Origin of the sequence: Streptomyces griseiscabiei (genome assembly GCF_020010925.1) — a bacterium.
GTDB lineage: Bacteria > Actinomycetota > Actinomycetes > Streptomycetales > Streptomycetaceae > Streptomyces > Streptomyces griseiscabiei.
Map to the genome: position 1 here is coordinate 1,251,083 of NZ_JAGJBZ010000002.1, position 23,237 is coordinate 1,274,319.

General features: G+C 69.4%; 20 protein-coding genes and 1 pseudogene. 6 read left to right on the forward strand and 15 right to left on the reverse strand.

Translation table 11 applies throughout. From position 1 onward, the window contains the following. Window positions 1–16 precede the first annotated feature (16 nt). From J8M51_RS22975 to J8M51_RS22995, 5 genes are all read right to left on the reverse strand, one after another. Window positions 17–4,285: an nSTAND1 domain-containing NTPase gene (locus J8M51_RS22975; protein ID WP_159057234.1), complete on the reverse strand. Its 4,269-nt coding sequence runs from the start codon at window positions 4,283–4,285 to the stop codon at window positions 17–19. Between the two features lie 200 nt (window positions 4,286–4,485). Then, window positions 4,486–6,651 (reverse strand): TniQ family protein, encoded by a 2,166-nt coding sequence (locus J8M51_RS22980; protein WP_060880114.1) that lies wholly within the window; start codon window positions 6,649–6,651, stop codon window positions 4,486–4,488. Window positions 6,652–6,656: 5 nt separating this feature from the next. Continuing rightward, window positions 6,657–7,778 carry an AAA family ATPase gene (locus tag J8M51_RS22985; protein ID WP_060880113.1) on the reverse strand — a complete coding sequence of 374 codons (1,122 nt, stop codon included), beginning with the start codon at window positions 7,776–7,778 and terminating at the stop codon, window positions 6,657–6,659. Continuing rightward, the gene (locus J8M51_RS22990; protein ID WP_060880112.1) at window positions 7,775–9,886 is read right to left on the reverse strand and encodes a helix-turn-helix domain-containing protein; all 2,112 of its coding nucleotides are present in this window, start codon (window positions 9,884–9,886) and stop codon (window positions 7,775–7,777) included. Before J8M51_RS22990 ends, J8M51_RS22985 begins: the two co-directional genes overlap by 4 nt. Continuing rightward, entirely contained in the window at window positions 9,883–10,602 is a 720-nt protein-coding gene (locus J8M51_RS22995; RefSeq protein ID WP_060880111.1) for a TnsA-like heteromeric transposase endonuclease subunit, read from the reverse strand. Before J8M51_RS22995 ends, J8M51_RS22990 begins: the two co-directional genes overlap by 4 nt. A 561-nt stretch (window positions 10,603–11,163) precedes the next feature. Here J8M51_RS22995 and J8M51_RS23000 point away from each other — a divergent pair. The 5 genes from J8M51_RS23000 to J8M51_RS23020 all read left to right on the forward strand — a co-directional run bounded on the left by J8M51_RS23000 (window position 11,164) and on the right by J8M51_RS23020 (window position 13,488). Beyond that, complete coding sequence (locus tag J8M51_RS23000) at window positions 11,164–11,454, forward strand: hypothetical protein (protein WP_267299430.1); 291 nt, start codon at window positions 11,164–11,166, stop codon at window positions 11,452–11,454. 71 nt (window positions 11,455–11,525) lie between these two features. Continuing rightward, window positions 11,526–12,290 carry a DUF317 domain-containing protein gene (locus J8M51_RS23005; RefSeq protein ID WP_267299431.1) on the forward strand — a complete coding sequence of 255 codons (765 nt, stop codon included), beginning with the start codon at window positions 11,526–11,528 and terminating at the stop codon, window positions 12,288–12,290. A 24-nt stretch (window positions 12,291–12,314) separates the two neighbouring features. After that, entirely contained in the window at window positions 12,315–12,560 is a 246-nt protein-coding gene (locus tag J8M51_RS23010) for a hypothetical protein (protein ID WP_267299432.1), read from the forward strand. Further along, window positions 12,557–13,144 (forward strand): hypothetical protein, encoded by a 588-nt coding sequence (locus J8M51_RS23015; RefSeq protein WP_086759558.1) that lies wholly within the window; start codon window positions 12,557–12,559, stop codon window positions 13,142–13,144. Before J8M51_RS23010 ends, J8M51_RS23015 begins: the two co-directional genes overlap by 4 nt. Window positions 13,145–13,308: 164 nt before the next feature. Next, window positions 13,309–13,488, forward strand: a complete 180-nt coding sequence (locus tag J8M51_RS23020) for a hypothetical protein (RefSeq protein ID WP_143673310.1) — start codon at window positions 13,309–13,311, stop codon at window positions 13,486–13,488. A gap of 57 nt (window positions 13,489–13,545) precedes the next feature. Here J8M51_RS23020 and J8M51_RS23025 read toward each other — a convergent pair. The 10 genes and pseudogenes from J8M51_RS23025 to J8M51_RS23070 all read right to left on the reverse strand — a co-directional run bounded on the left by J8M51_RS23025 (window position 13,546) and on the right by J8M51_RS23070 (window position 21,823). After that, window positions 13,546–14,252: pseudogene (locus tag J8M51_RS23025) on the reverse strand (hypothetical protein). A gap of 76 nt (window positions 14,253–14,328) precedes the next feature. Then, on the reverse strand, window positions 14,329–14,778 hold the full coding sequence (locus J8M51_RS23030) for a hypothetical protein (RefSeq protein WP_179203281.1): 450 nt from the start codon (window positions 14,776–14,778) through the stop codon (window positions 14,329–14,331). A 67-nt stretch (window positions 14,779–14,845) separates the two neighbouring features. After that, window positions 14,846–16,558: a relaxase/mobilization nuclease domain-containing protein gene (locus J8M51_RS23035; protein WP_267299433.1), complete on the reverse strand. Its 1,713-nt coding sequence runs from the start codon at window positions 16,556–16,558 to the stop codon at window positions 14,846–14,848. Then, window positions 16,555–17,181 (reverse strand): plasmid mobilization protein, encoded by a 627-nt coding sequence (locus J8M51_RS23040; protein ID WP_256966194.1) that lies wholly within the window; start codon window positions 17,179–17,181, stop codon window positions 16,555–16,557. The genes J8M51_RS23035 and J8M51_RS23040 overlap by 4 nt, the downstream gene beginning before the upstream one ends. Further along, complete coding sequence (locus J8M51_RS23045; protein WP_086762052.1) at window positions 17,178–17,414, reverse strand: hypothetical protein; 237 nt, start codon at window positions 17,412–17,414, stop codon at window positions 17,178–17,180. The genes J8M51_RS23040 and J8M51_RS23045 overlap by 4 nt, the downstream gene beginning before the upstream one ends. An 87-nt stretch (window positions 17,415–17,501) precedes the next feature. Beyond that, window positions 17,502–17,693 carry a hypothetical protein gene (locus J8M51_RS23050; protein WP_086762054.1) on the reverse strand — a complete coding sequence of 64 codons (192 nt, stop codon included), beginning with the start codon at window positions 17,691–17,693 and terminating at the stop codon, window positions 17,502–17,504. Next, window positions 17,690–19,420: a hypothetical protein gene (locus tag J8M51_RS23055; RefSeq protein ID WP_267299434.1), complete on the reverse strand. Its 1,731-nt coding sequence runs from the start codon at window positions 19,418–19,420 to the stop codon at window positions 17,690–17,692. The genes J8M51_RS23050 and J8M51_RS23055 overlap by 4 nt, the downstream gene beginning before the upstream one ends. After that, on the reverse strand, window positions 19,417–20,058 hold the full coding sequence (locus J8M51_RS23060; RefSeq protein ID WP_086762058.1) for a WhiB family transcriptional regulator: 642 nt from the start codon (window positions 20,056–20,058) through the stop codon (window positions 19,417–19,419). The genes J8M51_RS23055 and J8M51_RS23060 overlap by 4 nt, the downstream gene beginning before the upstream one ends. A 161-nt stretch (window positions 20,059–20,219) precedes the next feature. Continuing rightward, window positions 20,220–20,927, reverse strand: coding sequence for a zinc finger domain-containing protein (locus J8M51_RS23065; RefSeq protein ID WP_267299435.1), 708 nt, complete (start codon window positions 20,925–20,927; stop codon window positions 20,220–20,222). A gap of 2 nt (window positions 20,928–20,929) precedes the next feature. After that, window positions 20,930–21,823, reverse strand: coding sequence for a helix-turn-helix domain-containing protein (locus J8M51_RS23070; RefSeq protein ID WP_267299436.1), 894 nt, complete (start codon window positions 21,821–21,823; stop codon window positions 20,930–20,932). A 926-nt stretch (window positions 21,824–22,749) separates the two neighbouring features. Here J8M51_RS23070 and J8M51_RS23075 point away from each other — a divergent pair. Continuing rightward, a complete protein-coding gene (locus J8M51_RS23075) occupies window positions 22,750–23,187 on the forward strand; it encodes an XRE family transcriptional regulator (protein WP_143673070.1) in 438 nt (145 codons plus the stop codon). Window positions 23,188–23,237 lie beyond the last annotated feature (50 nt).

The following is a 23,237-nucleotide window of genomic DNA, read 5'->3' on the forward strand; positions in this document are numbered from 1 at the left end:
ACGCGTGCGGGCTTGTTCAGGCGCAGGGCGGTTCCGACGGGGTTCCCTGCGGCAGGAGTTTGCGTTCGGCCTTGGTGTAGGCGCGTCCTGCGGCGGCGCACAGGATGCGGAACTGGGCTTCTGCGCGCAGGTCGAGGGTCTGTCGCAGCCCGGGGGTGTCGATGGCCAGGCGAGGCCCGTCCATGAAGGCCACTGTCCATGCGTCGTCCACCTGCATGGTGGTGGAGGCACCGTCGCCCATCAGGTCGTAGATCTGGATCTGCTTCTTGTCGTAGAGGTACGTGACGACGCTGTTGCCGGGTCCGAACCCGACCTGGATGTCGGAAGACGAGCGTGGCGCGCTGCGGGTCAGCGGTTTTCCGCGGTCGACATCCCACACGCGTACCAGCCCGTCGACGTTCTGCACGGCGAGGTACGTGCCGTCCGAGTTGAATGTGAGGGATTCAGCGACCGCCTGGAGGTCGCCCCCCTCAATCCCCGGCCCGGAAAACGTGGTGATCCGGCGGGGGCTACGGACATCCCACAACAGAATCTCACCGCGGACGGATCCTACCCTGGTGATCGCGGCTACTTGTCCGGGGTGCCCTGGGCGGGCCACGAGCTGACCGTGCGAGGCCGCCTTGCTGCCGTCGAAGTTGTCGCTGGACACGGGGTGGACCAGGAACGGCTGGGAGAGCAAGGCCGCGTCGACCGCATCGAAGCGGGCGAGCATACCGTTGCTGGTCAATAGAGCCATCTCGCTGCCCCCCAACGCGGCCATGCCGTCCAATTCTTTCATGTCCGGGACGACGTCCTTGAGTGGCACGCTGTCGCTCAGGTCTTTCACGGAGTACGACCGGTAGAGGCCGCGGGTCGTGCTCCACACCACGATCCGCTGCGAGTCGGCGGTCCAAGATCCAATCCAGTCGATGTTGTGGCCGGAGGCTGGAAGCTTCACGGACTGGAGGCGGGTGCGGGAGGCGTCCATGACCTCAAGGCGCTGTGCGGTGGTGTGGGCCACGAAGCGTCCATCGGGCGACGATGCGTAGAGTTCTCTCGCGGTGTCACGTTGCTGGAAAACTTCGTTGCCTGTCGCTTCGGTCCGCACCGCCATCAGTGTCGTGCCGATGGGCACGAGCAGGGTGAGCCCGCCGCCCGCGCGCGGCACCGCCGCCATACCCGTGTACTCGGCGGGAGTGTTGCCGGCGGTCGGGATGCGGGTGCGGTAGGAGTGCCCGTTGCGTAGGTCGGTCAGGATCGGCTCGGCGTAGCCCCCGTCCCCTACCCCCGGGCCGAGTGGGTATGGCGCATTGTCGATGCCGTAGCCCAGGCTGGCGTCCAGTTCAAACACGCCGTCGGTGGGGCGCAGGTCGGTCTTCCGGCCTGGGATGCGGCCAAGTGTTTGGCTGTACCTGGTGTCCCCCTCGCCAGTGATGGTTGTGGTTGTCATGAGGATCTCGCCTCCGGCCCGCAGCTCCGCGGCGTTCTTATCGCGGGTCGTGGAGGTGTACCACAGTCGGCCGGTGGTGAGGTCCCTGATCTCGATGCGCTTTTGCAGGTCGGCGTTGATGTAGCTGGTCGTCACGATGGTGTCACCTCTGGAGGTGAACGCGGCTTCCTTCAGCCCTCTCACAGGGAGGAGCTTGTCCGCTACGCGGATGCGGGAGCCCGAGGATGTCTGCCACGCCTCGGCAAATGCGGGGACGCACTGCTGTATGTCTTCGGCGCACTCAAAGGTGTTGTCGGTCATCGTCAGCAGCAGCCGCTTCCCGTCGCTGCTGAAGTCCAGGGTGAACCTCAGCTTTTCGGGGACATCGTGATCACCGAGATCCAAAAGGATGGGCTGCTTTGAGCCGCTCAGCTGCCACAGTCGCACCGCGCCGCCTGCTGCGGCCGCTGCGAAGAAGCGGCCGTCGGGGCTCAGGGCGGTCACCTCTGTCTCCTCCGGAAAGCCGCTCAACTCCTTGGCCCTGGGCTTGCCTTGTAGAGCCCCCGTCACCACGCTGATCGTTGCCTGGCCGCCGCCACCGCGCGTCGACCGCACGACGAGTACGCGCCCGTCCGGCGTGGCGTCCATGCCAAGTACCCGCCCACGCCACACCGACGGATAGCTGCCCACCACGTACTGCCCTCGCGCGTACTGGTGCAGCAGAGTCTGCCGGGTCTCGGCGGTCGGTTTCGCATTCCACGCAGCCAGGGCGAGCTGCAGCGCGGTGGCGGGGTCGCTGTGCGGCCGACCTTCAGCAGCCTGGGCCAGCAGGCCGGCGGCCTGGGTACGGAGTTGTTGTTCGGTGCGCTTGAGGCTCTGCCACGTCGAGAGCGCCAGCACTACGGCGAGCACCGTGAGAACGGACAGTGCACCGACGGCGCCCTGCTTGAGGCGGGTGCCGCGCCGCGAGTGGCGACGGCTGAGCTGTATGTAGCCGCGCTCGTCGGGGGAGATGTCCTGGGGGTGATCGGCCAGCCTGCGCTCGGCTTCGGCGAGGTCGGTTCCGTTCAACAGGCGGGCGGGCTCGTGGTGTGTCTGCCAGCGGTTCAGGTCGGCCCTGAGCTGTTCCTGCCATACGCGGAAGTCCCGGGAGCCGACGAGCCATTGCCGCAGGCGTGGCCACAGCTGGATCAGAGCCTCGTGCGCCAGGTCGATGATCTCCACGTCCCCCGCACGGCCAGTGGCTCGGGAGAGAACGACGAGTTTGCTCGGAGCCAGCTCCTGTGCCAGGTCACAGAGTTCGTCGGCTAGATCGTCGGCGGGCGTGGGCCTGCGGGAGAAGACGTCGCCGTCACCGGGTCGGGCCAGTTGCACGAACAGCCGTTCAGCAGAGGACTGTTGAGCTCGCGTCAATCCTGAAATGGTCTCTTCCGCGTATTTGACGAGAGCACCCGCGACGCCTCCCAGCTGGTCGTAGGCGGCATGGGTGAGCATCGAGGAGGCACGCCGCTTCCACAGCTCCGTCAGGGCGAACTGGACCAGCGGCATCCGCCCGGGTTCATTGCCCGCGTCCGCCACGATCCGCTCCGGCAAACCCTGTTCGAACCACAACCCCGGCACGGCATCGACCGGCGCGGTCACCGCCCGCGCCAGCTCATCGGCGGCCAGAGGCGCGAGGAACTGCACGGCGTCGCTGACCAGGTCGGACGTACCGGGTGTCACCAGGACGTCTAGGGAGTCGGGCCGGGTGGTGGCGACGACCCGCAGCACAGCCTCACCATCCTTGCCCGCCAAGGTGGCGAGCAGCCCGAACAGCACACGTGCCTCGTCCGGTTCGGCGCCCGCGTACTCCTCCAGCTGATCGACGAAGAGGACGTGTCCGGCGCCGTCGGCGCGGGCGAGGACCCGACTGCGCAAGGTGACGGGATAGCCGTTGCGGGTCTTGAGACGCTCCGCCCACTTGTCGACCTTGTCGGACCTGTCGGACTCGTCGAGGTCCGGCTCCAGGATCCCGATGAGAGACCCTGCGAGCAGGTCAGAGGCGGGAATACCGGGCACCGGTCTCAGCTCGGTCACACTCATACCCTCAGCCCGCAGCCGGGGCAGTACCCCGGCCCGCACGAGGGACGACTTCCCGCACCCCGAGGGCCCCGCCACCAGCGTCACCGGCCGCCTGCCAACGGCCGTATACAGACGGTCGATCTCGCTGTCCCGCCCGTGGAAGAACCCCGCGTCGTCCTCCGTGAACGCTGAGAGCCCCTTGAACGGGCAGCGCGGCTTCAGGATCCCTTCGTCGACCAGCGCGGCCGACGGCAACAGGTACGCGGTGCTCGCACCCTTGTGAGCGGTGACCGTCATCCCGACGACGCCGCCCTGAGCGTCGTCCCAGACCGGCCCTCCGCTGAACCCTTCCAGGATGCGCGGCCCCGGCTGGTGTGCCTCCATCTGCAACAGGCCCGAGCCCTGCCTGGCACGCAGCGTGCCCCAGGCCCATACGCCGTGGTCGACGTGCTCCGGGTAGCCGAACGCCCTGAACGTGTGCCCCCATACGCCGGTCCCGTCGACGAGCGGCGCTGGCCGCGCGCCCTCAACAGGGGCGTCGAGCCGCAGCACCGCGACATCCGCCCCGCCGCGTTGCCAGGACTCCACGATCGCCCGCACCCGGGGGCGGCCATCCACCAGCGGGAAATCGAGGTTCACCGGCTTGCCGGTTCGGTCTGCGTCGTTCGGTCCCCCGAGCGCGCGAACGACGACATGGGCGCAGGTGCACACCACATCGGGGGCTATGAGAAATCCCGCGCCAACCACTTCACCGGCGCTCGACCGGATACGCACATGCGACGGCTCAAGGACGTCGCTCTCCCATGCCGCAGTCACGGACTCCCCCTCTGACGTGTCGCGTGACACGCCAGCCTTCCCGGTGCGTCCTCTGCGTACAACTCGACATGCCCATACGTAAATTGAAGTTTCACTCGGTGTAGAAGTGTGTCTCTTTGCGAAGACATCCAGGCCCCAGGAAATGCCGCTGTCCCCGGTACGGCGGAAAGTCCCGGACGGGCGCGATCGGTGGCAGAGGCTCACAGTTGCGTTGCCTGGGTCCGTGAGAAGCGCATGGCGACGCCGTTCTTGATGAGGGCGAGGCGGACGGCGGCCAGGCTGGTTCCTTCGCGGTCGGCGATGTCTTGCAGGGAGACATTGCCTTGTTCGTACCAGGTGCGCCATTGCGGTACGCGGGTGGCGGTGTGCTGGGTACGCCGGAAGCGCGGCCCGCTCCAGTCGACGGGGTGCTGGGACAGCAGATAGATGACGTGGGCGGGGGTCGTTTGCAGGGTGTGCGCGAGCTGGGCGATGGAGAAGCCGCCGCCGGGCATGGCCTGGTGAAGCTGCGCGGGGGTGATGCCGTCCGGCTCAGGTCCGGGGAGTGCAAGATGACGGAGCGCGCGGGCGGGTGATGGTGGTGTCCACTGGACGGGTTCGTCGATGCCGTGCTCGTCCAGCAGGGTGCGTGCGGTGTGATGGAGCAGTTCGTGCTCGGCGGGCAGGATCCGCCAGCGAAAGCGCTCGTACTGCGCGCGTTGTGAGCGGGTGGCGGGCGCGATGTCCGGGTGCGCGAGGCGCGGGGGTGACCCGGTCAGGGTGTGGAAGATCCAGCGCTGGGCGTGCCTAGTGTCGAGGCTCGGGGCCGCGCGCAGTTGCTTCTGCAGATCCAGCCACGTCTCCGGGTCGATGAGACGGGGGCAGGCGGTGAACAGGGCACGGCGGCGGGCATAGTCGATGGGGGAGCCGTGCGTATCGAGGTGCTCGGCCAGCAGGATCAGTGCGTGCAGGACGCCGGCGCAGTCGCGGCGGCGGGTGAGTTCGGCGAGGAACGCCGACACGGTGTGCCTGCTGAAGGTAGTGCCGGTCAGGCGGGTCGCGTCTTGGATCGAGGTGGTGTTGCCCGCCAGCAGGCAGGCGACGGTGAGGAGTTCGTCCGTGCGTTGGGCTGCGGGACGGCCATCGGCGTGCCGGGGCGACAGACGCAGGGCCCACGCCGGCCACAGAGCCGTCGGCAGCATGTCCGCCCTGGAACTGCGCGCGGTCGGCGACTGTGTCGAGCTGAGCGTGGTGCGGTGGCGCAGCCGGGCCACAGGGATGAGCGTTGTCTCCCGGCTGCAGCGCAGGGCCGCTTCGAGTACTGGGGAGACCATGCTGCTGCGGGCGACGAGGCTGGCCGGGTAGAGCCGGCGGCCATCGGCGGTCACGCGGTCGGTCAGCCACCGCACGGCCCCGCCTGCGGCGCGGATGCTCTCGGCGCGCAGGACGCGGATCGCTGTCGTGGCCGCCACGGCCGCGGCAGCGGCGTCGCCGGGGGTCACGCTACTGGGCGGATTGACACCCCGGGCGTCCGGCGGGTGCTGGGCACTCTCGGACAGGGGTTGGGCGCGGTAGCGCTCCAGGCGGTCCAGGACATCGGACGGGGCCACAAGGCGCAGGTCCTCGGGTGTCGCGTGGTGGAGGACCAGCGTCGCCAGAGCCTTCACGTCGCGCAGCACCATCGCCAAGGACACGCCGGCCGGCCCGTACAGCGGCCAGTGCACCGTGCGGCCTGGGGCTTGGAGGAGGGTGTCGATGAGGCGTTGGGTCTGTGCCACGGGCCCGTCGGGAGCGATCGCGGTGACCGGGGTGTCGGTCAGGGGGTGGTGGCAGCGCGGCGGTCGCGGCCCGCCGTCGGGGGCGGGGCTTGAGCACCATCCGGGACGGGGGGTTTGGGTGCGAGGATGCGCGCGGAGGCGGGGGATGCGCTGGCAGGCCGGGCAGCGGTCGGCCAGCAGCACTTGATGCCGGGTGCAGGCGAAGGACCAGCCCAATCGCCAGGTGATCTGCCAGCGTCCGCCGCTGTCCGTCAGGCAGGCGGGGCAGAATCGGGACCCTGCCTTGCCCCACAGCACCTGTGGGCGCACCCGTCGTTGTTCGGGCAGGATCACCACCGCATGCCCGTCGAAGGGCTGCAGGGTCATCCCGGCGAGTACGTCTTCGCCCACCCCGGTGACCTCGGTGATGGAGGACAGCTCGTCGCGGGTGGTCAGGATGGCCCAGCGCGGCAGCACCAGTGCCGCCATGGCCGGGTCACGGTTGGGCAGGCCGAGCGCGTTGAGCACGTCTGTGAATGGGCAGTTCAGGCGGGCGGCGATGAACTCCAGCCAGGAGTCCAGGGCCTCCCCGGGATACGGGGCGCACCGGATCGGCAAGGTTCGCCGCATGGCACTCACCTACGAGTGGTCCGCGCCCTGCGGGGACGGCTGGTGGCCTTGCCCGCGCGAAACGCGGATTCCAACTCCCGGCGGGCGTGTTCGGCGGCCTCGTCATTCTTGACCCCGTCGAGCAGGTCCCGGGTGAGGCGTTCGGTGCCAGTGCGCTGGGCCCGCTGACAGCCTCGGTTGATCAACGTCATCAGCGAGCCGATGTGCCCGGTGCTACGGGCGAAGAGGTAGTCCGACAGGTCATCGGCGAGCATGCCGGGATACTTGTCGGTCAGAACGATGCGCTGTTCCAGGGCCAGCAGCAGCTGTCGCCAGTGATGGCGGCCCTGGTCAGTGTCGATGGTGAAGGGCGGCATGTCCAGGCGGGTGGTACGTCGGCCGGTCTGGGCCAGCGCGGTCTCGCCGACCGCCTCGCCCTCGCTGAACAAGCCTTTGTCCGCGAGCCCTACTCCGACCTTGAGGAGGGTGACGGGGAACTCGTTGGCGATCCATTTGAGATGGTTGCTGACCTCGATGCCGCTGGTCTTGCGCCATTTGAGGAAGTGCAGGTCGTCCAGTACAAGCAGGCGGACGTCGCAGGACAATACGCAGTCCAGGGCCTGGAGACCGAGCTGGGCGGCGGTGGAGGTCTGGCGTCCGGGGTGACCGAAGAATTCGAGCATGGCCCGGTTGAGGTCCTTCATGCCGGTGTTGCCGGTGAGTCCCACCCGGCACACCGGCCACCGCTCGTGCCCCTGCGCGGTGAACGTCCCGTGCTCGGCGATCTCCCGGCGGTGGAACTCCCGGGCGAAGGCGAGAACGGCGGTGGTCTTGCCCAGCCCCGGAAAAGCATCAACGGCCACGGCCCCCTTGGCCCTGTCCCCGTCCTGCAGATTGCTGTCCACGATGTCCCACAGGTCCTCGTGCAGCGCGGCCAGCTGAGGAGTACGGATCGGGCCCAGGTTGGCATGCCACTGCCGCCGGGCACGGTTGTAGGCATCCCGCTCGGCCGCATCCAGGATCCTCAGCTCATCCCGGCTCAGTACCGGGGGCTGGGAGCGGCCCGGTGCGTCGCAGAACGCCTGGAAATCCTCCTTCCGCGACAGCGTCAGAACCGCCGTACTCACCTGTTTCGAGGGAGCGTTCACACGTCCTCCAGCGCGTCGGCGTAGAAGTCGTCCACGTCGGTCTCGTCGTCATCGCCCATCTCCGCGGCCGGCGCGAGCCTCTCAGACGCTGCCGGTCTCGGCTCGTGGCCCAGGGCCCGGCGTACGGACGGTAGCGAGGCTGCCTCCGATTCGCCGGTGTCGGGCAGGTCGATAGCGGCTTGTTCACGGGACAGGCGCAGGGCCATACGCCGTTCGGCCAGCGTCGTGCCCAGTCCGAGGTTCCAGCGTTCCAGGAGGTCCGCGACGGCGAGCCGGTCATCGGGGTAGCGGTACTTCGCAGCGGCCAGCTTCCGGGCGAAGAGCAAGGCGTCCTCACTCAGCGGCATGCGCGCCGCCGGTGCGTGCTCCCAGGTCAGCGTGTGCCACGTGCGGGTGGCGGGATCGCGGAAGTAGATCCGGGTGATGTCGTCCGGATCGACCTGGAACGGCCAGCCGTTCTTGCCCGGCCCGTCATAAGGGCTGCGGATCCCGGGATCCGGCAGACCGGGTCCGCGATAGCGTCGGCGACCGATCTCGACTCCGTAGTGCTGGATCGTGCGCCACTTCGTGGGCAGGAACTCAAACGCGAGATCGGGGTCCCGTGGGGTCTCGATGTAGCCGGCCCGGGCCATGCCGTGCTCGAACATCTGCGCTGGGGACATCCGCAGACCTGGCAGGCCCGGGTCGACCAGGCTGGTGTGCGGCCGACAGTGGTAGACCGTCGCTGTCCACTCCCGGACGATCGACTCCAGTTCGTCGAGGAAAAAGAACGCGTCTCCTTCCGGGTTCTCTCCGCGGGAGTGGATGTCGGGGCCCTTGTAGGCGGGCAGCGCCTCCAGCAGCCCCTCACGCAGGGTTCGGAAGTAGCGCTCCACCGGTCCCTTGTCGCGGCCCGTCCGCAAACGCCCGGGCTGGATAGATATCCCCATCCGGCGGCAGACGCTGGTCAGATGCTCCGAAACGTAGACCTTGCCGTGGTCGACCACCAGCGTCTCAGGCACCAGCGGCGGCGAGGCCAGCCCGGGCCCGGTGGCCCCCTCGACGTCGACCAGGACCGTCCTTGGAATGCCGTGCTCGGGCCAGACCGCGTGCCGCGGCCAGTCCCGCCCTGCCGGCCGCGGGCGGAAGCACTGATAGAGCACCGCGCTCACGTCCACCGCCTTCGTGGACACCGGCGTCACCCTGATCCCGGTGATGCAGCGGGTGTACCAGTCCATCGCGACCGTTAGCTCGGCCTGCACCCACCTCAGCGTCAGCGGATCGAACGCGAATACATCCAACCGCGTGGTGTCCATCAGCAGGTACTCACCCGGCCTCGTCGGCTGCAGCTTCCCGTAGGGTCCCTCCGGCCTCTCGGCGATATCCCGGTTCCGTTTCGTACTCAGCCGGAACAACGGGTGGCGACGCTCCAGCTCCGCCAGAATCCGGTAAGCCGTCGCCTGGCTCGGCAGATGAACCGCATCAGGGCCATAACGGGCGATAACGCGTGCTCGGGTGCGTTCGATCACTATCTTGCGCGAAGGCTTCGACTCTCCGGTGTGCTCGACCATCACCTCCAAAGCCGTCTCCACCCACCGCTCATCAGCTCCAGCCGCCGCCCCGCCAGACTGCTTCCTCTTCGCAACCAGGCCGGCCTCTCCGTGCCGCCGGAAGTCCGCAACCCACTGCTTGACGGTGCGGACATGAACCCCCAGTTCCATCGCCTTAGCGGCGTACTTGGGCTCCACCGGCCCGCCGGGCGGATAGTCGCGACGCGGTTCCCCGTCGTGGGCCCACTCAGGACTTCCAGAACGGAAACCTGTCAACAGTTCACGGACATGTGCGGCCCGTTCGAGGACCTGGAGCCGTTCACCTTCCTGCAGTTGGTCCAGCACCACCGAGGCGATCTCCTCAACATCGTCAGCCTCTGGGCCGGGCTGGTCGGGAATCACGGCCGCCCGATCGGAAAACAGCAGTTCTTTCAACGACAGACGCAGAAGTCGGCCCCGACTGTCCCTGAGAACCACCTCATTACCTGCCGTGGTCGCAGCCATCTCCACCATCTCGACGGTCTCCCCGTCGTAGCGAAAACGCGTTCCGACCCCCACCCGGGCCCCGGCCCCGCTCACGCTGGCTGCCTCAACACATTTGCAGGGCTGAGCGGTTGGTCGAGATCCGTGCGGAGATCGTGCGCCCAAAGCAAGTGATAGACCGCGGCACGGACGTGGAGTTCGGGCCAACCAGGCAGGCACCGGACTGCCTCATCCAGCAGGACGCCGTCAAGGTCGGCTCGGCGTAGCGCATCCAGGATCTCGGGTGAGAATAACCAGTCCCGCCGGTAGCCGGCCAGAAAGCGGATGTTCTCCAGTTCCGCGTCCGGCGGCTCACTCCAGACCTCGTACCGCCAGCCACGGGACTCCACCGCCCGCCGGGTCCAGTCGAAGGTGGATGCCACCTCGGGCCGACGCAGCCGTTGACGTGGCTTGACGTCAACCACGATAGGTCCCTGGCTGGTGATCAGCAGATAGTCCGGGATGTGCTTGCGGACCTTGTCCGCCGCCACGGTCTTCATCAAGAACGGCTGAGCCACGATGCGGTGTACGGACGGATCGAAGTCAGCAAAGAGAAGCCTCGCCAACTCCAGCCGCGACTCATAGATCACGTGGTCACGCATCGTCGCCGACCAGTAGGCCCCGGAGTAGTGCTTCTGCCCGCGATACCAACGGAATGTGCGCCACGGGGTCGCCGATCCCAGCAGGTCGATAGGCACTGTCATCCACGACAGATCGTCGACACACTTGCCGTCTCGCGAGCGAGCACTGACTACTGCGGTGGGACTTTCCATGGCGTATCCCCAACTGGGTGAGGCCCCGTACGCCCACGATGCCCACCCTCCGTGAGGAGGGCGGGCAGAACCTGCCCCTATCACCCGAATGAGTGAGTACGGCGAGCTGGAGGTCTCAGCACAACGCCATATATGGCCCTGATATGCAGTCAGCTCTGAGAATGTGGCGCAGTTTTTGAGAACCTACAACCGCCGCCCTGGGACACCGTTCGCCGGGGGCAGACAGGAAAGAGTCGAGAAGGACTGGCCAACGCGCGTAGAGCCATGTCAACGTAGACGACCTTCCCCGCAAATACCCAGGTCAGATAGGTGACTGGTCCGTGGCTCCGGTGAGCTGCTGAGTCGCTCGCGCCGCTGGCCGTCTCATTCGAACCAAGACCTAGACCGATGGCTTCTGGAGTCGTCGAGCTACACGTGCTGGAGACCCCGGCCTCTGCCGGGCATCGGATCCAAGGAGGACTCAGGAGGTTCCACACGACGCCGCTCCTTACTTCCGCACCTTGGACGATGCGATCCCTGCCGTCCCGTACCTCTGCTTTCCGAACCCAAGGAGACCTTCCCGTGGAACCCTCGGAGATGACCGTCGGTGACGCCATCGACCTCCTGTCGGCGTGTGACCGGACCGCGCCCCTGCGGCTGGCGATGAACCCGTTCTTCCCCATGGCCCACCGCCCGGCGCAGGTCGTCGAATCCCGCGACGAGACGGGACGGCCCGTCGTCTACCTGGCCGAGGGACGGGACGCGGACAGCCAGCTCGGGCATCTGCCTCCCGAGGTAGCCGTCGCCCTGACCTGGCAGGCGCCCGTCCAGGCGCCCCCGCGCCGCCCCCGCCGCACCGCCCGCGGCCAGTAGATCCGCACCCAGACCCGGAGGCGCCCCTGAACCCCCACGACCCGTTCGACCCGTCCACCCCGAACCAGGCTTTGCCCGCGTACTGGGTCGGTCCCCGGCATCTGGCCGGTGACGGCGGACGTCTCTACGACACCGTCGCCGACGCACTCGCCGGCCTGAACTGGACGAGCCTGGTGATCATCCGCGGACGACAGGAGCCGGACGAGGCGCCGGAGGACCGGCAGGTCCTACGCAGCACCGTCCTGCACATCAGCCCCGACACCCTGCGGTGGGCCCAATGGGTGCTGCCGGACGAGCCGTTCCAACTGGGTGACCTGCCGATCGCCTGGCAGGTGTGCGCCCGCGAGGAGGCGACCACGCCGCTCGCGCAGTGGTCCGCCTACTTCACCCCCGACGTCCCTGGCGAGGCCATCGTCGACTTTCTCTTCGCCCTCGACGCCCGCGAGCAGCCCGCCGCGCAGTTCGCCCCACCCGAACTCGTCCTCGATGCCGTCACCGCCAACGGCTGGCTCCGCGACATCGATCAGCCCGGCACCGCCGCGATGGACCCGACGTTCACCTCGCACCTCGCCCTCGGCGAGGTACCGGCCCTCATCCAGGACGCCGACCCGCGCACCCTGGATACCGGAGGGGATCAGGCGGGCCCGGCCGGATGGCAGGCGTGGGCAGAGCTGACACTCGGTGCTCCGTGCCTGTGGGCAGCGTCGTTCAGCGGAAGCGTGCCGCACGACCTCGTCGCCGCGTTCGCCGGCTCCCTCAGTTCCACAGCCCCGGTCCTGCGCCGCGTGCTGCCCGAGAGCACCCGGGATCGGCTGCTCCGCGCACCGGCCGGCTGAGCGGTACGACCCTGCTCAGTTCCCTTGGCGCGCATCCTCGACGGCAACGGCACCCGCGCCGTTTCCGGCCCTGCCACCGCGATGGCCCGAATAGAGGCTGGCGGCCCGGTCGTGCGGCACGACCGCGACGGCGGCACGCACTGGATTGCCGAAGCCGGTTCGGCGGACGAGGGGCGCGAGCACACCCCTGACCTGATGGGGCATCGCACCCCCTGCGCCTATTCGCACTACAAGGTGCAATTTCAGAGAACAAAGGAGGACTGCACGTGATTGCCGAACAGCAGGACACGCTCAGTCGTGCACACAAGGCCGTACCTGCCCATGAGCCGCTTCCCAGCCCCAAGGCGGCCCTGGTGGGAGTTGCGGCGACGGTCTGGGTGCTGCGCCGTTGGGGTCGGCAAGACGACGTGGTGACGCTCCACTCCACGGAGGATTCCGCGCTCGCCGATCTTGCCGAGTACGTTGGGCTGTCGTGGAGTAACGTCGCCCATCAGAACGACGTCCCTGACCAGCCGCCTGGCGACACCCGCAAGGCCGTCCAGCTCTACTACGGGCCGGCCCGTGACAGTCGCCCCGATGAGGGCTACAGCCTGTTTGAGCAGGAAGTCACGGCTCACGCGGAGACTCGTATCGTTCAGCTCGACAGCACCGTTCATCCGCCGCTGGACACCGACGCCTGCCATCGCTGCGGTGGTATCGCCTTCCTCGCCCGCGCCGCCGAGTGGGTCAGCACCCCCCCCGCGCTGTGCGTCGACTGCCATGAGGCGCTCGGCACCCAGCAGGCCCGGGACGGACACCAGTGTCTTGACGGCTGCCCGCAGCCCGCCAGTCACACCGGCCTCTGCCGCCCCTGAGCACGCTGTTCCTTGCCCGGCGCATCGGAACCTGACCGAGCGCCTTCGCCACACCAGAGCCCTGCCTCCCGGAAACGGGACGCAGGGCTCTGGCGCTGTACCGCCTACGGCTTTGATGAGGAACGCGGGTCTGCCAGCGCGGACGTCGTGGTTCGAAGGCGGTCGTGACCTGGTGTGACACCGGTCGGCAACAGGACGCCTGGTTCTGGAACTGGCACGTTCCCCCAGGCGCGTACCTCCTCGTCAACGCCTCCAGCGGCCACGGACCGCACAGCCACAACCCGGACGTGCTCTACGTACAGCCCGGCCAGGCCGCCCGCGCCGCTCAACGAGCCGGCCGGTAACGCTCTGCTGCCTCCGACCCACGCGGGCCGGAGGCAGCAGCACGTCGTGCGGGCAGGTCAGCTCGTCGCTGTGGCCTTGGCGAGGGCCTTGTCGAGGTGGCGGTCGACGAGAGCCGGGGAGCCCGACACGATCAGCAGCAGATGACCGTCGCGTACTGCGGTCTGCTTGACCACGGTGCTCCGCCCTCCCGTGGAGAATGTCAGGAGCTGGCTCCACTGCTCATCACCGCGGTCGCGGGGAGCGGGCAGCTTCTGTGAGGCCACGTCGATGGGGGTGCCGCCCGAGACGACCTGATAGGCCGGGCAGCCGGTCATCGCGTCGAAGATCCGGGCGACGCCGTCGGACAGTTTGTTCGCGCTGTCGCTGTACAGCTCCTCGGAGATCTCCAAGGAGTCGGCGCCGTAGGTGAAGTCCGCCGTCGCCTTGTGCGGGAAGGCGAGTGTGCCGCCGGTCGCCGCGTCGCCGCGTCGCCGCCCAGCTTGCTCAGGGTGGGGCAGCCGATGACGGTGACGTCGTCGTGCTCGGCGGGACGCTCGGGCGTGCGGACGTAACCGCTGCCGAGGTCGCCCGCGTCGAGCAGGAGCTTGTCCAGGGCGGCTGACGACAGCGGCGATGTCTCCCGCTCGCCGTTCACCGGGGTGCCGGAGCGAGAGGGGGACGGGGCGGTGGGCGTGGGCTGGCTGGAGGTGGTGGAACAGGCGGGCAGGACGAGGAGGGTGACGGCGGTGAGGCCGAGGACGGTGGTGGTGACGCGGACGCGCACGGACGGACCCCTTGTACTGGACGGCAGGCTGGGCAGTACGGGCCCGCAGGCCCGGTGGGGTCGTAGGAGTTGGGGGTCAGTGGCCGAGGTGGCGCAGACAGTCCTGGAACGAGGCGTGCGTCGCGTCCGAGGGGCCGGAGTGCCGGTTGTACCAGGCGGTGTCGAGGCGCGTTTCGTGCTGTTGGTGGCCGGCCCGGCAGCGCAGCCAGATCTCGCCGCGGGTGGAGATGATGAGCCAGTCCCGGTAGGCGGCGCACTCGGTACAGGCGACGACCTCGTCGTCGAGGACGATCGGCCAGGGCCAGGGCATCACCTGGCCCGCGACCTGGTCGTGGCTGGGCACCCGCAGCTCCGGCGGCAGGAAGTCGTCCACGACCGCCGCCGGCTCAGCAGGCGGTTCCGGGACGGTGGCCGCAGGGTGTGGCCACCCCTGGTTCGCGATGATGCGCGCCTCGAATTCCGCGTGCCGGCGCTGTATCTCGGCCATCTCCGCCTCCGCGCGGCGGCGCCCTATCCGGTGGAACAACCCAGGTCCTCCTCGTCTCGTCCTGCACACATGATGATCGTGCCGCAGCTTCCTGACCAGCGTCCATTCACAAAGTCTGTAGTCCTTGCCTGCGGTTGTGAGATCCGCTCCGTGCCTGTGCTGGTCCCGTGTCCCGGCCGGTCCCGTGGTCGTCGGGCACCGTCGTGGTGGTGTCCGCGGGGAGGCCGGCGGCGCGGCGCAGTCGCCACACGAGCACGTCACTGACCGACGCCGCACTGTCCAACTCCCGTTGTCCGACTGCTTCGGTGAGAAGGGCGGCCGGGTCGTGGCCGGCGCGCTCGGCGTCGGTGAGTGTGGCGGCCAGGGCGTACCAGCCGGGTTCGGCAAGGATCCGCTGCGCCAGATCCGGCAGCGCCTCGCGCAGTACGGCAGTCTGCCGCTGCCGCAGGGAGCGGCTGAGGGATCGACCGCGCTGGTAGAGGGCGCCCAGGGGTTGTGCCGCGGCGGTCTCGTAGGCGGTCCGCAGACGCCCGGCGGCCCGGCGGGCGGCTTCGGCCTGCTGGGCGTGGCCCTTCTTCGCGTGCCAGTGTGCGGCGGCGGTGATGAGGAAGAACAGCATGTCGATGGCCATCGCGGTGGTGGCGCCGTCCTCGCCGCGGCCGAGGGCAGGGCCGCTGTGGACGAGGTCGTGTGCGGCCTGCCGCAGTGCCCGGTCGTGTCCGCGTACGGCGCGGATGTGGGAGCGGGAAGCCCGCTCGAACGCCCAGGCCGCTTCGCGTAGTTCGCGGCGGGTGTGGGCGGCGGACGTCTTCGCCAGGGCGTCCAGGATTTCCCCGGTCGCCGCGATGTACGCGGCGGCGACCGCGTCGTCGCCGTGCTCGATGACCAGCACCGCCTGCCACGCTGCCGACGCCGTACGCCGGCGCGCAGCGGCCGGCCCGCCCGACACCGCCTCACCGAGCGCAGTGTCCGAGGCATGAGTGCCGACGGACCAGCGTTCCCGGATACGGGGCAGCGACAGGTCCGGGGCGAGGCGTGCGCCGGGGTAGAACACCGGCTCGCCGTCCTTGTTGAGGTCGTCGGGCAGGGCGACCTTGTATCCGAGGATGTCGCCGGAGGGCGCGGCGCGCTGACGGATCAGGAGGCCGGCGGCAGCAAGCCGGTCGAAGAACTCCTCCTCGCTGCTCGCGCCGGCCACCGCCCGTCGTACCGTCTCGCGCAGTTCCTCGCGGGCGGTGCGTTCGCGGCCCTGGCGGTGGGCCTTGTGGCGTTCGGCGCTGGTGGGCCGGGGGGCGGCGGTGCCGTCGCCGGGCGTGACCTGGTGGAGGCCGAGTTCCTTCTCGATGAGTCGGCACTCGGCCTGGGCGCGTTTGCCGGAGCGGTAGTCGTCGGGGCGGCTGCCGTCCTCGCACACCAGGGTGGCGACGATGTGGATGTGGTCGTCGGCGTGCCGTACGGCGGCCCAGCGGCAGCCGGGCTGCCCGCCGCCGGGGTCGATGCCGGTGGCGGCCACGATCCGCCGGGCGATCTCACCCCATTCCTCGTCGGACAGGATCCGGTCGTCCGCCGTCGCGCGCACGGAGGTGTGCCAGACGTGCTTGGCCGGGCGGGCATGCTTAGGCAGGGCCATCACGGGCTGGTCCAGGAGCTGCTGCAGGTCTTCGAGGGTGGCGTTGGGGTCGCGGCCGGGGTCGGGGGCCATGCCGTCGAAGGAGGCCACGAGGTGGGGGTCGGTGTGGTCCTCGTACTTGCCCGTGTCGTAGAGGTACTTGAGGAGGCCGAAGGTCCGTGATCCGGCGTTGTTGACGCTGGGGATCATGAGCCGTGGCGTTCGATCAGGCGTGTGGCGGCTTCGTGCGCGGTGTCGGCTGCCCGCCGTACGGCGGCGACGGCGGCTTCGAGCTGGGGGGCGTCTGCACCGGAGTTGAGTGCTTTGACGGCCTGGTTGAGGTTGCTGCCGGCCCAGCCGAGCCGACGCCGGCTGTCGAACAGGGCTGTGATCACTTCGCGTTCGTCGGCGATCTCGGCGCTGGTGCGGTCGAGGTCGCGTGCGGCGGCGAGCGCGGCGCGGGCGAGGAACCCGGCGACGGACAGATTGCATCGGGCGGCGGCGGACTTGATCAGGGCGAACTCTTCGTCGTTGAAACGGGTGTTGGGCTGGTGCAGGCGCTTCGAGGCGCGTGGCTGACGCGGACGCTGACGGGCACGAGGAGCGCGCTGTCGGCGTACGCGCGGCTCGCTCGGCTTCTCCTCCTCACCTGGCTTCGATCCGCCCCCGGTCGAAGCCTCCAGGACCTGCGCCCCCTGGTGCAGGTTCTCCCCGTCCCCCTCGGGGGCGGGGTTGGCGGAAGCTACGCTTCCGCCCCAACTTGCTGGCCGCGAGACTGAGTTGGAGTCGGGAGCGGGTTGTGAGGTGTTGCGGTTCCGGGCGGGGTGCGTCATCGGGATTCGGGCCTCGTGATGCGGGTCTGGTGCTGGATGGTGGCGGCGAGTGCGAGGATGTCGGCCGGTCCGGGCAGGACGCGCACGGCTCCGTCGGGGTGGTCCTGGACGAGCCATTGGCCGTTCGGCGTACGGACGGCGGCGTGCAGGAGCCGCCGGCGGACCAGGACGTCCGCCCAGGCGCCGGCCTCGGCGGCGGTGGGCGCGGATGAGCGAGGGGAACGCGGAGTCATGGCGTACCTCCTTGAACGAGGGCGGTGGCCCGGCACGGAGCCGGGCCACCCTACGTGGATTGAGGGTTGAGCTGGGGTTTTGCCGGGTCAGCCGCACTCGGGGCAGCGCCCGACGTGGCTGGTGAGCGCACGGGCCATCCGCTGCTTCGTCGCGACAGCCTGCTTGGCGCTGGACTTCGACGCTGGCCTGCCCGAGTGCCGCTGGGAGTGGGCGAGCATGAAGCCGATCTCCCGCTCGTACTCCGCGCGGACGGTGTCGAACTGGCGGCAGGTCTTCATCGGGTGGTGCTCCTTGTCTTCGTGGTGTCGTCGTGCCGCAGTTCCTGCAGGACGAGGCTGAGCCGGTCGTTCCGGCCGCCTGTTAGGCCCTCGCGGCGGAGGATCTCCCTCAGCTGGACCCGGGTGACGGACGCGTTGCCGTCCCGGGCGAGCAGGGCGGGGACGTGGGGGCGGACCTGCTGGACGAGCTGGTCCACCGACTGCTCCGGCTCGCGTGCCTGGCGCCGTGTCTGCTGGGTGTGGGACCGGCCGCGCTTCCCCTTGTTCTTGGCCCTGGACTTCCTGGGCACTGTTCGCCGGAGGGGGACCGTGTGTCCCCGGTCCCCGGTGGTGTCGGTCCCCGTGTCGGTGTCGTTCGGTCCCCAGTCCCCGGTGGTGTCGGTCCCCGTGTCGGTGTCGTTCGGTCCCCGGTCCCCGGTGGTGTCGGTCCCCGTGTCGGTGTCGTTCGGTCCCCGGTCCCCGGTGGTGTCGGTCCCCGTGTCGGTGTCGTTCGGTCCCCGGTCCCCGGTGGTGTCGGTCCCCGACTCGGCGGCGTTTGGTCCCCGATGCGACTCAGGGCCCTGAGCAGGCACTTCGCGTGCCAGTTGCTCGGTCCCCACCTCTCGGGTGTCCCTTTCCGTAGCGTTCGGATCGGCGGGACCGGTCCCCGGGACCGCAGCTGGTTGTGGGGCCTCGGTCCCCACTCCGGTCCCCGAGTTCTCGCCTTCGGTCCCCGCGCTGACCAGTGCCTTGGCGACCGCATTCCCGGGGACCGGTCCCCTCGGAGCCGTCGGTCCCCGGTCCCCGTTCAGCTCGTCGGGACTGTAGGGACCGTCTTCGGGGACCGGCGCCTTCGCGACCGATGGAGCGGGGACCGTGGCTGGTGTTGTGGTGCCCGGCAGCGGGGACCACGGTGAGGGCAGGGGGACCGTGGCGAGGCCGAGTGCATGTCGGCGGGCGGCGAGCTGGTCGAGCAGTCGCGCGCGCTGGAGGGGGTCGGTGCCGACCGACGCCGTGGCGACGGCCTTCGACAGGCGCCGCGTGAGGCGTCGGCCAAGCCGGTTCCGCTGCTGTTCGGGTGTGCGCTCCGCGAGGCGGGCGGCGAGGGCGACTGCACGGGTGGTGGCGCGGTCCCGGGTGATCTGAGCGGCGTCGCGGTCGCGCGTGGCGATGCCGAGGCGGGACAGGAGCCGCTCGCGTGCTTCCCGGCCCAGGACGGCGATCAGTCCGTGGGAGGCGGCGTCCGGGGTGCGCAGGCGTAGTTCGATGCCCATCGCGAGGTGCCACAGCATCGCCGCCATGACCGGTCCGACGAAGGCCCTGACCGTGCCGCCGATCGGGCCGCTCTCGGCGTAGGCGGGGATCACCTGCACCCCGGTGATGACCCAAACCAGCGTGCCCGGCAGGCCGGGAGCGCCCTGGGTGGCCAGGTTCTGGCGGGCCATCAGCGCGGTCGCGAAGAGCGCCAGTTCGGCGGCGGCGAACATGGCGGCGCGCTCGGCCGTGCCCGCCATGTCGAGGTAGTCGGCGGCGAATCGCCAGCTGGTGTCGGCGCTGTAGGCGGTGCAGCCGAGCGCGGCGAGGGCGGCAACCCTGACCGCCGGACTGCCGAGACGTTTCTGCGGGAGCGGCTTCCGGCGCCGGATCGTCCAGACGATCAGCACCAGCAGCAGGGTGGTCGGCACTCCGGCGGCGAGGAGGAGAGGGAGGTCCGGAGCGGAGCCGAGGGCCAGGACGGGGTGGGTCATGCGGCCTTTCCGAGAGGGGCAGGCACCGGTGCCGGTGTTGCCGGGCGGGCTGCCGACGGCTGTGTGCCGGGGGCGGCGGGCGCGGGGCTGCCTGTGGCCGGGGTGTTCTTCTTCCGCTTCTTCTTGGGGCGCGGGACGCCGTAGGTGCGGTCGCGGTCGAAGACCTTGTTGGCGGCCTGGCGGAGCAGGTCACGGGCGTGGTTGTGGCTGATCTGCAGGGCTGTGGCGAGCCGGTCGGGCCGCCAGCCGCGTACGTAGGCGTGGTCGATGACGACCTTCCGCTCGGCCTCGGTCAGGTGCACGTCGCGTCCCTGGAAGAAGGCCGTCACGCGCCGGTAGTCGAGGCGTTTGTGCAGTCCGTCGTGCCAGGGGCGCCGCTCGGCTTCGGTGAGGCCGCCCCAGATGCCCTCCTTGAGGACGTTCTCCAGGGCGAAGTTCAGGCACTCGCAGCGCACCGGGCACCAGTCGCACAGCTCTTTCGCCTCCGCGATGTCCTCGTGGTCCCGCGGACCGGGGAAGAACACCGCGTCGGCGTCCTCCACGTCCATGCCGTGGCACGCGCCGTGGATGTGCCAGTGGGTGTCGGCGATGCCGCGCAGGCCAGTGGCCGGCGTTTCGTGGGTGGTGATGTGGCGCAAGGGGTTCTCCGATGTGCTGCCGTATCGCCGGCGGGGGCGGGACTTGGCGGCGCTGCGTCGGGCGCCGACTGCGGCGCGTGGGCGGGCGCCGGGGCCGGGGCGGGACGATGAGGGTGAGGGGCGCGGTGCATTGGGAGGGGTGCGCCCGCCGGATGCGCCGGTCAGGCCATGGCGGGCTGCTGGGCCTGCTCGGTCTGCTGGGCGGCGGCGCGATCGAGGCGGCCAGGGTGCGGGATGGCGCGTGGAGCGGTTGCGAGCACTCCGTCGTCGGGGCCGATCCGTCGGCGGCGACACGGCTCACCGGGCTGGGCCTTGCACCACTCGCATCCGACGCTCAGGGCGTCGGGCTGCCCCAGGGCGACGGCTGCTTCGCGGGCTGCGCGGGCGGGCCGGTAGGGCGCGAGTGCGTCGCGGGCGGCGGGCGGTATGCAGGAGCCGACTTCCCGCAGTCGTGCCTCCAGCCTTGGGTCGATCCCGTCGCGCACGCTGGTGATCGCCCGGGCCTGTGCGGGCTGTGCGGTGCCGGCGGCGACGGCGCGGCGGGTGCCGGCCAGTTCGGCGGTCCAGGCGGCCTGGTCGTCCGGATCGGCCGACGGTGTCGGGTCGGAGTGGCGGGCCAGGCGGTCGCGCCGGTAGCTCTCCCAGGGGCGGGCGATGTCCGCGGGCAGGATCTGGTACGGCGAGATGCGGATGTGCCGGTGGGCGGCGACGCGGGCGTCCCAGCCGTGCGGGGTGGCCATCGGCACGTCGCCGAGCAGTTCGTGCCACTGGGCGAGCTGGTCGCGGGCCTCGCCCTGGTCGGTGCGGATGGTGCGGGGGTCGAGTCGGCCGATGTAGGCCAGCAGGGCGGCGGTCTCGCGGCGGTCCATGGTCAGCCCTCCGTTCCGGTCGGCTCGTCGAGGGCGGCGAGGAGAGCGGCGGTGTGGGCCTCGGCCCGCGTCATACCGCCCGGCGTGCCGGGGTGCTTACCGGGTGCGGCGTGGGGGTTCGGGCGGTGGGGGGCGTGCTCCCGGGCGATCCAGGAGCGCCAGTCGGCAGCCCAGGCATCCGCCGTCCTCGGCTTGAAGTCGGCCCGGTGGGCACGCCACTTCGCGTCGGCCGCCTGCAGACCCTGCTCGCCGAGACGGTCGAGGTGCCCTTCCCGGCGAGCCCAGGCGTGGGTTGCGGGGTCGGTCTGCCACTCGGCAGCCGAGAGGACGGCGGCACCACTACTGCTGTACCTCCGGTTCAAATCAGGTTCACTACGGTTCTGTGTGCCGGTGGCCGGTACACCCCCATGCCGGTTTCCGGTACGTCGGGGTGCCGGTTTCCGCCGGGACCTGCCGGTTTCCGGTACTGCCGGTTTCCGGGCCCTCGCGGGGGATTCCGGCACCTCCCGCAGGCGGATCCCGCACCGCCGCAGAGCCGAGAGCCGGAGCTCCGCCGGCGCGGCGGGCCCCTGTGACACCGTCGCATCGCCCTCTTCCTGATGATCACGAAGGGCCTGCGCGATCGCTTCGGCGGCGAGAGGCATGCGGTAGACCGTGCTGCGCTGGGGGCCTACGAGGTCGTCGAGCTGCTCCAGCTCACCGGCGAGGACCAGGCGCTCGACGGCTTCGCGGACCGTGGAGACGGAAGCGCGCGTGCGCTTGGCCAGGCTGGAGAGCGAGGCCCAGGAGACGCACTGCTCGTCGGCCACCCGGTCGGCGATCGACAGCAGGACCAGACGCGCGGCCCCCTTGCTGGAGCTGTGCTCCCACACCCACTCGCGGGCTTCGCTGCTCATCGGCCGCTCCTGGTGAGCGGGCGGGACCGGCGGTCCGCCGGGGCTGTGATGGTGTGCTCCGGCTCGGGGCGCTGAGGCGCCGAGGTGGAGGTGGCTGCCGCGCAGGCCGGGCGGAAGGGCCTTTTGCGCAGGGCAGGAGGCATGCGACACTCCTTTTGCAGTGTTGCCACGCTGAAGCGCCCCTTGGAAGGACTCAGCGTGGTGATGGTGGGCAGTCGCCGCCCTTGCCGGGGCGGGAATGCCGCTTAGCGTCCGGCGTCCGTGAGTTACCGCTCACGGACGCCGCCGCTGTCTTGCGGGACCGTTCCGTCCGGTCCCTGCGTGCTCCTCGTGTCCGTCGTTGCGGGCGGGCTGCCCGGGGACGACGAACATACGCACGACCCTGCGTCAAGATCCAGAGTTGGTTCTCAAACTCTGTAGTAGTTGCAGAGCGTGACGGGGTGGTGGAATCTCGTGACCATCACCCGGCGCGGCCGTAGCCGCCGAAACCTCCGGACGGCCGTTGCCGCGGTCGCCCGGAAGGTTTGGCGAAACGATGCGTCCGCGTCCGGACGGGATCACGGAAGTGGCATTGCGAACGGTGCGATTCTCCGCGTTCTCCGTGAGCCGATCGGACGCGAATTAGGCCCCGATTTAGCGCCCTAACGCTATTCCTGGAGCGGCTCGAAATTGAGCTTTATCAGAGGTTTCGCATGCGACGTGATGCGTGTGTGAAGAGAGGGTGAAGCCTGCCGCGGCTGTGTCTCCCGTCACTCTATTGAACTGATTGCGCATGGAAATGCGTTTCTCATGGGAACGAGCTTCCGTTTTGGCAGAAGGGTGCTGGCGATGGAGAACTTTTCACATCCGGGGAGCGCCAGTCAACACCAGTCAGCGATGGCGTACGGTGGTGGTGTCGCAAGGGTCGGATATAGGGGAAGTTGATCATGGGTGACTTGACGGGGCGAACGTCTGCAGATGAAGGGGCCGTGTTCCGTGAACGGCTGAACTGGCTGTTCGAGCACGTCCATCCGCCTCGGCGAGGGGTCTACAGCAACAAGGAGGTGGCCGCGCGGATCGCCGGTTTCGGGGGCTCGCTCTCCGACTCCTATATCTCGCTGCTGCGCACCGGGAAGCGCCTCAATCCGTCCGCGGAGAGCAAGGCGTGGCTGGCCAGGGCGTTCGGGTTCCCGCATGTCTTCTTTGACGACGACGACGTCGCGACCGAGGCGGTCCGGCAGTTTGCTGCGGTCAAGTCGAAGCAGGCCGGTATCGAGAATGTCTTCTACCGGATGATCGGCCTGTCTGAACACGGATTTGCCCAGGTGCTCAAGGAAGTTGACAGGGTGAGGCAACTCGAAGGGCTCCCCCCAGAGCCAGAGTGACATCCCGTCAAAAAGACTCAGAAGAACGAGAAACAGAGAGAAATATGTGG

Excerpts from the sequence above, each read along its gene's own strand:
- J8M51_RS23055 (WP_267299434.1), bottom strand. The coding sequence starts at position 19,420 with ATGACCCACCCCGTCCTGGCCCTCGGCTCCGCTCCGGACCTCCCTCTC.
- J8M51_RS23070 (WP_267299436.1), bottom strand. The coding sequence starts at position 21,823 with ATGAGCAGCGAAGCCCGCGAGTGGGTGTGGGAGCACAGCTCCAGCAAG.
- J8M51_RS23065 (WP_267299435.1), bottom strand. The coding sequence starts at position 20,927 with ATGGACCGCCGCGAGACCGCCGCCCTGCTGGCCTACATCGGCCGACTC.
- J8M51_RS23035 (WP_267299433.1), bottom strand. The coding sequence starts at position 16,558 with ATGATCCCCAGCGTCAACAACGCCGGATCACGGACCTTCGGCCTCCTC.
- J8M51_RS22995 (WP_060880111.1), bottom strand. The coding sequence starts at position 10,602 with ATGGAAAGTCCCACCGCAGTAGTCAGTGCTCGCTCGCGAGACGGCAAG.
- J8M51_RS23045 (WP_086762052.1), bottom strand. The coding sequence starts at position 17,414 with ATGACTCCGCGTTCCCCTCGCTCATCCGCGCCCACCGCCGCCGAGGCC.
- J8M51_RS23040 (WP_256966194.1), bottom strand. The coding sequence starts at position 17,181 with ATGACGCACCCCGCCCGGAACCGCAACACCTCACAACCCGCTCCCGAC.
- J8M51_RS23050 (WP_086762054.1), bottom strand. The coding sequence starts at position 17,693 with ATGAAGACCTGCCGCCAGTTCGACACCGTCCGCGCGGAGTACGAGCGG.
- J8M51_RS22980 (WP_060880114.1), bottom strand. The coding sequence starts at position 6,651 with ATGCGGCGAACCTTGCCGATCCGGTGCGCCCCGTATCCCGGGGAGGCC.
- J8M51_RS23075 (WP_143673070.1), top strand. The coding sequence starts at position 22,750 with ATGGGTGACTTGACGGGGCGAACGTCTGCAGATGAAGGGGCCGTGTTC.